This is a genomic window from Amaricoccus sp. W119 (assembly GCF_047275745.1).
In the GTDB taxonomy this organism is placed as follows: domain Bacteria; phylum Pseudomonadota; class Alphaproteobacteria; order Rhodobacterales; family Rhodobacteraceae; genus Amaricoccus.
Genome location: NZ_JBKQWU010000099.1, coordinates 1 through 7,456, shown reverse-complemented (window position 1 = coordinate 7,456; position 7,456 = coordinate 1). Strand labels below are relative to the sequence as shown.

Annotated in this window: 6 protein-coding genes and 1 pseudogene; 2 read left to right on the top strand and 5 right to left on the bottom strand. The window is 67.3% G+C overall.

Translation table 11 applies throughout. From position 1 onward, the window contains the following. The first annotated feature begins 85 nt into the window (after window positions 1-85). Window positions 86-1,201 (top strand): type IV secretory system conjugative DNA transfer family protein, encoded by a 1,116-nt coding sequence (locus ACLJK8_RS21195; protein WP_413152386.1) that lies wholly within the window; start codon window positions 86-88, stop codon window positions 1,199-1,201. Window positions 1,202-1,718: 517 nt separating this feature from the next. Here the strand turns inward: ACLJK8_RS21195 and ACLJK8_RS21190 are convergent. The 3 genes and pseudogenes from ACLJK8_RS21190 to ACLJK8_RS21180 all read right to left on the bottom strand — a co-directional run. Beyond that, a complete protein-coding gene (locus ACLJK8_RS21190; RefSeq protein WP_413152384.1) occupies window positions 1,719-2,591 on the bottom strand; it encodes a LysR family transcriptional regulator in 873 nt (290 codons plus the stop codon). Between the two features lie 301 nt (window positions 2,592-2,892). Continuing rightward, the gene (locus ACLJK8_RS21185) at window positions 2,893-3,603 is read right to left on the bottom strand and encodes a hypothetical protein (RefSeq protein WP_413152382.1); all 711 of its coding nucleotides are present in this window, start codon (window positions 3,601-3,603) and stop codon (window positions 2,893-2,895) included. Between the two features lie 64 nt (window positions 3,604-3,667). Further along, a pseudogene (locus ACLJK8_RS21180) lies at window positions 3,668-4,828 on the bottom strand (calcium-binding protein); the annotation flags it as partial. A 732-nt stretch (window positions 4,829-5,560) separates the two neighbouring features. Between ACLJK8_RS21180 and ACLJK8_RS21175 the strand changes: the two are divergent. Beyond that, entirely contained in the window at window positions 5,561-5,695 is a 135-nt protein-coding gene (locus tag ACLJK8_RS21175) for a hypothetical protein (RefSeq protein ID WP_413152380.1), read from the top strand. Here the strand turns inward: ACLJK8_RS21175 and ACLJK8_RS21170 are convergent. Both ACLJK8_RS21170 and ACLJK8_RS21165 read right to left on the bottom strand, forming a co-directional pair. Further along, window positions 5,685-6,125 carry a hypothetical protein gene (locus ACLJK8_RS21170; RefSeq protein ID WP_413152378.1) on the bottom strand — a complete coding sequence of 147 codons (441 nt, stop codon included), beginning with the start codon at window positions 6,123-6,125 and terminating at the stop codon, window positions 5,685-5,687. The genes ACLJK8_RS21175 and ACLJK8_RS21170 overlap by 11 nt on opposite strands. Window positions 6,126-6,187: 62 nt before the next feature. Then, complete coding sequence (locus ACLJK8_RS21165) at window positions 6,188-7,396, bottom strand: IS256 family transposase (RefSeq protein ID WP_413152388.1); 1,209 nt, start codon at window positions 7,394-7,396, stop codon at window positions 6,188-6,190. Window positions 7,397-7,456 lie beyond the last annotated feature (60 nt).

Here is a 7,456-nt window from a genome sequence, read left to right as displayed (position 1 = left end):
CCCCTGTCCCTCCTGCGTTCAATGCAGAAGGGAAATAGGTGGCCGGATTTTACTCCGCCCGCGGCCGGACTATCCCGCCGCTACCGTGGCCGGTTTTTGCACCGCCGCTCTCATCTTCAACCGCTTCGCGAGCCAGCCCGAGAAGGTGCTCGGGAGTTACGTATCGGTGATGTTCGACGGCGGGCTCCGGCTCTGGGCCGATCCGGACGTGCGCGATGCGACGTCCGCGAGCGACTTCGAGATCACGAGCTTCCGCTCCGACCCCGCGAGCGTCTATCTCTGCGTGGGCCAGAAGGATCTCGGCGTACTCGCGCCGCTGATCCGGCTCATGTTCCAGCAGATGTTCACCGCGCTCCAGGAAGCCGACAGGGGTGAGAAGGACAAGTTCGACGTGCTCTTCCTGCTCGACGAGTTCGCCTCGCTCGGCAAGATGGAGGAGATGGGCCGGGCGATCACCACGGTGCGCTCCTCGGGCGCGCATCTGATGCTGATCGTCCAATCGCTCGCCAATCTCAAGGAGACCTATGGACCGGAGGGCGCCGCGAACTTCATGGGCAATTGCGAGCTCCAGCTCTTCATGGCGCCGACCGATCTCGACACGCCGCGCTACATCTCCGAGGCGATCGGCGATCAGACGAGATTGGCCCGGGTGAAGTCCTGGCGCCAGCGCGGCTGGGACGCGGCGACGATCCAGGAGCGCCACGAGGGTGTGCGGCTGATCCGGCCCGAGCAGATCCGCCTGCTCGGCCAGGACGCCGCGGTCGCGCTCATCCGCGACCAGAACCCGGTCCGGCTCCACAAGGTGCGCTATTTCGACGATCGCGCGCTCCGGCGCATCTTCGCGGATCAGGAGAAGCAGGTACTCGAAGAGCCGCCGGTGATGCCGAAGACGCCCCTGCCCGGCGAAGGCACGGCCGAGAGCGTCCCGAGCCTTCCTCCGAAGCCGGACCCGGAAGGGGCCGCGATGGCCAGGACCGAGACGGCACGGCACGGCGAACCCCTCGCGCCAAACCCGCCTCCGCCCAATTCGCCCACATCGACAGCAGACAAAGCCGAGGCCAAGGATCCAAAGGCGGTCACCGAGCGCGAGCTCGACGGGCTCATCTCGGAGCAGCGCGAGGTCGCCTCGGACATGGCGCGCCTGATCGCCCAAGCACGAGCGAACCTGCGCGCGAACCGCGACGATCCAAAGGCGGTGTGATCCCTTCAGAGGGAGGCGCACACCGGGTTCGGGTGGCGCTGACCGGCGTCGCCCGGGTCGGCGATCCGCGTCGCCTGCCTCGTTGGCCATCTCGATCGCCGGCACGATGCCCCACTATGCGCTGCCGTCCTATGGCGCGGCTTCTCACATCTCGCCGAAGGCTTCGCCACACGAAAAGCCGAGAACAACATATGAATAACTGAGAGAGGGAGGCGCCGCTTACAGTTACAGGGGCAGCAACGGTCTCGCATCGGCTTCCCTATTCTCCAACCTGCGGTAGATAATCCGCACCATGACAACCATATATAGCGCATGCTTTCGGCGGCACGTCAACAATTCGGACGCATGCCCGCATGGGTCGCATGTCTTCGGCCTCCGCGCGTCGGCGGTGCGTGGCCAATTCCGTGACAACCGGCCGAACATGAAATCCCGCACCGAGTGGCCGCACGCCAGCTCCGCCAGTTGCTCTCCGACGCAGGGGGCGCCTGTCGACCAGCGCGGAGGCGAGCGCGCCGACCTATTCCGCCGCCAAAAGCGCGGCCTCGGCGAAGGAGGTTCGGAGATGGGCGGCGAGGGGCGCGGCCAGCCTCCCGCGCGGTCCGGGGGTCATGTACAGGTTGACATGGAACTCGGGGAGCGGCGGCAGATCGCCGCCGTGGTCGATGATCTCGAACTGGGGGTCGACGGTGCTGCACATCTGGAGCCGGACGACGAGGTCGGCCGCGATGCTCGCCTCGACCGCCGAATTCGAGACATTGTCGATCTCGATCGTCCAGTCGAGCGCCGAGGCGGTGAGGCTGTCGATCGCCGCCCGGTTGAAGATGCAGTTCGCCACCGTTCCCAGGGGCAGCGGCCGCTTGCGCCAGGCCCGCCCGCCGGGGGCCCCGATCCAGACCAGCGGCTCGGCGACGAGCGATTCCGCGCCAGCCCCGGGTTCGGATTCGGTGGTGAGGATAAGATCGAGCGTTCCGGCCGCCATCTCGTCCTTCAGTGTCCGCGTCTGCGCCGAGCGCAGATGCACCTTCACCGCCGGATGCTCGTCCGCGAAGGCGCGCATCGCGCGGGGCACGCGGGGATAGAGCAGGTCGTCGGGCACGCCGAACCAGATCTCCCCGGCGAGATCGGCGTCGGTCATGAGCACCAGCGTCTGGTCGTTCATCTCGAGCATGCGCCGGGCCAGCTCGACCAGCCGCTCGCCATGCGTCGTCAGCGCGACGCCACGCCCGTCGCGGCGCAGCAGCGGTTGCCCGAAGACCGCCTCAAGCCGCTTGACCCGCAGCGACACCGCCGACTGGGTCAGGTTCAGCTGCTGCGCGGCGCGCGTCACCCCGCCCATCTCCGCGACCGCCACGAAGGATCTCAGGGCTGCGAGGTCCAGGTTGCGCGGCATGTGAGGGTCTCTCGCGGGCGCTGCGTCGGGGGCGGAGGCGTGTCGGGCACGGCCCGGAGGCGTCAATGCGCGCATTCTCCGAGAAACCGCCGCTCCGCACAAGCGCTCCGTTCCCGAAGCGGCGCCCGGAATTCAGGTCACGGCCCGGACCTCGGCCGCCGCGGGGGAGGCTTGCGAGTATCCTCGTCTTGGGTGATCTCGCGCCGACGGCCCGGTGTTGGGCGCGACGCGAGTTTCGTCGGAGGATTGTTCCTCGCGACGGTCGGTGGTCGGCGCCGCCCTCTCGGGCGGCGCCGCGAGGTCAGAGGATGAAATCGGCCGCGGTGTAGGCCGTGTGGCGAAGCGCCCCGTCCTCGATGACGAGCTGGAACTCGAAGGACGCGTCCCCGTCGGTATTGCCGCGAACCACGGTATTTGTGCCCTCGGTCACGACCGAGATCCCCGCCGTGCCGGTGCTCCCGAACCGGAAGGCCTGGTTGCCACCGGCGCCGCCGTTCGCGTCGATCCCCGAGAGGTCGATCCGGTCCCCGGCCGCCGCGCCCGCGCCGTCGAAGGCGAGCCCGCCGTCGCCCGCGCGGAGCACGTCCCGCTGCCCCGGCGCCGAATGGCTCGCGAGGTCGAAGTCGAAGACATCCGCAGAGCGGCCGCCGATCAGGATATCCGCCCCCGCGCCGCCGGACAGGCGATCCCCGCCGTCGCCGCCCCGTAGCACGTCGGCTCCGCCGCGTCCGTCGAGCACGTCGTTGCCGGCGAGCCCGCTCAGCGCGTTGATGCCGTCGTTGCCGGTCATCCGGTTGGCGAGCTCGTTGCCGGTGCCGCCGATCCCGGCCGTCCCGAGCAGCTCGAGATTCTCGAAATTCGAGCGGAGCGCGTAGCTGGCGGTGGAGAGGACGGTGTCGGTTCCCGCACCGGCTTCCTCGACGAGGAANGGCCGTCCCGAGCAGCTCGAGATTCTCGAAATTCGAGCGGAGCGCGTAGCTGGCGGTGGAGAGGACGGTGTCGGTTCCCGCACCGGCTTCCTCGACGAGGAAGTCGAACGCGCTGTCGACGTGATACGCGTCGTCGCCGAGCCCGCCCTGCATCTCGTCCGCGCCGGCGCCGCCTTCGAGCGTGTCGTCGCCCTCGTTGGCGAACATCAGGTCATCGCCGGCGCCACCGAGCAGTCGATTGTCGCCGCCGCCGCCGTAGATGACGTCGCCGCCATCCCCGCCATCGATGGTGTCGTTGCCCGCGCCCCCGTCGAGCACGTCATTGCCAGAGTCGCCGTAGACCCGGTCGTCGCCATCGCCGCCACTGACCGTATCGTCGCCGGTCCCGCCGCTCAGCGTGTCCTGGCCCCCGGCGCCGGAGACGCGGTCGTTGCCGTCGTCGCCCGAGGCGAGGTCGTTCTGGTCGCCGCCGGTGATCTGGTCGTTGTCCGCGCCGCCGTACATCCGGTTGGCGCCGCTTCCGCCGCCGATGACATCGGCGCCCGCGTCGCCATAGAGCGAATCCGCGTCGTCGCCGCCGCCGATCGTGTCGTTCCCGGTCCCGCCGTAGATGACGTCGTTGCCCTCGTAGCCGAGCAGGTAATCGTAACCGTCCTCGCCATAGATGAGGTCGCTGCCGAGCCCGCCGGTCACGTAATCCTCGTTCAGGCCGCCGGCGAGATAGTCGTTGCCGTCGCCGCCGTGCAGCGTGTCGTTGCCCGCGGCTCCGGTGAGAAGATCGCTGCCCGCGTCTCCCGAGAGGTAGTCGTTGCCATCCTCGCCAGCGAGTGAGTCATCTCCCGCGTCGCCATAGATGAAATCGGCTCCGGCGCCGCCGGACACGGTGTCGGCGCCGTCGCCGGCCTGGATCTGGTCGTCGTCGAGCCCGCCGAAGATCCGGTCCCGGCCCGCGTCGCCATAGAGCAGGTCGGCCCCGGCGCTGCCGTAGAGGCTGTCGTCGCCGTCGCCGCCAAGGACGGTGTCGGCGCCGATGCCCCCGTCGACCGTATCGTTGCCGAGCTCGCCGTACACGAGGTCGTTTCCGCCCTCGCCGTAGATGAAATCGGCGCCGTCGCCGCCGCGGATCGTGTCGTTGCCATCTCGGCCGCCCACGCGGTCGTCGCCGCCATATCCGAAGATCTGGTCGCCGTCCGAGCCGCCGTAGATCGTGTCCGCGCCGGGCGTTCCGTAGTAATACGCGAGCGCTCCAAAATCATTGGAAATGACATTAGCGTCAGCAAAAGATGCTGGAGTTATCTTATTTTTCATAGTGTTCTGCATCCAAAATCATCCGCCATGAAAACGCGGAAAATTGACGTCGAAAATGCCCATGGGCATGGCGCTATCCCAATGAAACAACGCGAACGTTGATTGATCGGTCAATTATTTTCACAAGTACGAGACATATCGTCCAACGAGTATTTTCAATGCCATTCATGAGCGCCGCGAATGAGTGGCGCGCCATGCACCCGCGAAGCGCGCGTCCTCGGCAGACGGATCTACGAAGTGGCGACGGTCATTCTGACCCGGAGCTCAATCGAGAGCAGCCTGCGGACATGGGGATTGAAATTCCGCGAAAGGATCGGCTTCAAACGCGCCGTGGTGAGGGAGTGCGCAGGATGGCCGGGTGGACGTAGGGCAGCGCGAGGTCCGGCCGCTCCTCGACGGCCCAGAGCGCATAGGGTTCGGCGGCCGCGCCGACGGGCTAGATCACCGAGGCGACGCGGCGGCCGAGATCCGTCACCGCGCCTGCGGCCCGTTCGATGAGCCGGAACGGATAGGGCTCGATGAGCCTGAGCTCGATCACGCGCGCCCGATGGCGTGAGCTCGATTGCGCCCGCGAAGGCGATCGCCGCCGTGGGGTCATCGGTCGCATAGAGCATCAGCCGCTCGAAGCGGATGCCCGCCCGCAGCGTGACCTTCCACAGCGCCGGGAGTTGAGCCTCGGCGACGGGCACGAGGGTCGCGCCGGTCGCCGAGGCTCACCGAAGGAGCGGTCGCGTGCCGCATGGCAGGGACAGCGGCCGCCCCGCGGCGACCTGCCCCGTGATCGTCGCGGAGGTCTCGGTTCCAGAGGCGCCGAACCCCGAGAGCGTGGCGATCTGGCCGCCGCCGGAAAGGCTGATCACGACATAGAAGCGCGCCGGATTGGCGGTATCCCATCCGCGACAAGCCATGTCGGCGCGTCGGCGCTCGCGGTGATCCGCAGCTTCGGAGGATTGGGCGAGGTGGGGGTGACGGTGACCGCGACCGTCTGACCGAGTGTGGACGCAAGACGGTCGAACGCGCCCGCCAGCTCTCGAAAGGGCGCGCTCAGGTAGCCAAAGGGCAGATCACACCCGGTCGAAAGGTCGAGGACCGGGGAGTCGATCGCGGGGAGCGAGAGGTTGAAATCGTCGAAATCGAGGCGAAGCCTCGGCACCGCCGCGTCGATCAGGAGAACGAAGGCGACCGACCGCTCCGTCGATTTCCCCCCAATCTGGGCCGCCAGACTGGCGCGCGCGGCGAGGGCGGCCCGGACCTGGTTGGGGTTGGTGAGGTCGATCCGGACATCGCCTTGGAACACGCCAGGGAGTGTCAGAGGCTTTGTGTATCGGGCGGCCGGTCCGGATCCCTTTCTGACCGCGCTCAGCCCTGGATGGGCTTGAAGCGATCCTCGAACATGATGGCGAACTGATTGACCGCTGTCAGCCACCCTCTGACGGTTCGGCTGGTTTTTTCATGGCCCCGGATCGCGAGATAGATCAGCTTCTCGGCGGCATCCTCCGAGGGAAACGAGCCCCGGGTCTTGATCGCCTTCCGGATGATTCTGTTGAGACTTTCTATCGCTTTGGTGGTGTAAATTATTCGACGGATCTCGGGACTGAAGGCAAAGAACGGGATCACCTCCTGCCAGGCCCGGCGCCAGGCCTGGGCGATCGATGGATACTGCCGCCCCCAGTCCGCGTCGAAGGCCTCGAGCGCGTCCCAGGCCGCCTCGGCGGTCTCGGCGACATAGACCTCGCGCAGCTTGGCCGCGACGGCCTTGCGATCCTTCCAGGAGCAGAAGTTCAGCGAATGGCGGACCAGGTGAACGACACAGGTCTGCACCATGGTCTGGGGGAAGGCGGCGGTGATCGCCTCGGGGAAGCCCTTCAGCCCGTCGACGACCGCGATCAGGATGTCCTGGACCCCTCGGTTGCGCAGCTCGGTCATCACCGAGAGCCAGAATTTCGCGCCCTCGTTCTCGGCGATCCAGAGCCCGAGAACCTCGCGCTCGCCCTCGCCGGTGATGCCCAGAGCCAGGTAAACCGCCTTGTTTTTCACGATCCGGCTGTCCTTGTCGCGGATCTTCACGCGGAGCGCATCAAAGATCACCACCGGGTAGACCGCGTCCAAGGCCCGCGAGCGCCACTCCTTCACCTCGTCGAGCACGGCGTCGGTGACACGGCTGATCAGGTCGGGCGAGACCTCGAGCCCGTACAGCTCCTCGAGATGGCCGCGGATGTCGCGCACGCTCATCCCGCGCGCGTACATCGCGATGATCTTGTCATCGAGCCCGTCGATCCGGGTCTGGCCCTTGCCGATCAGCCGCGGCTCGAAGCTCCCCTCCCGGTCGCGCGGAACCGCCAGTTCGAAGGCCCCGTCCTCGCTCTTCACCGTCTTCCGGCTCACACCGTTCCGACGGTTCGTCTGCACCGGTGGCGCCACCTCGCCGTGCTCGTAGCCCAGATGCTCGGTCAGCTCCGCGCCCAGCATCCGCTGCATCAGCGCCTTCCGCAGGTCCCTCATCAGGCCACCGTCGGTGACCTGCCCCCCGGTGGTCCCTCGCTCATGACGCGAGTCCGCAGGTTGGATTTCGGTATTGGTCTTCGCCGGATTTCACAAGCGCGCCGGGCGCGGAGCCCTCAGCCAGCT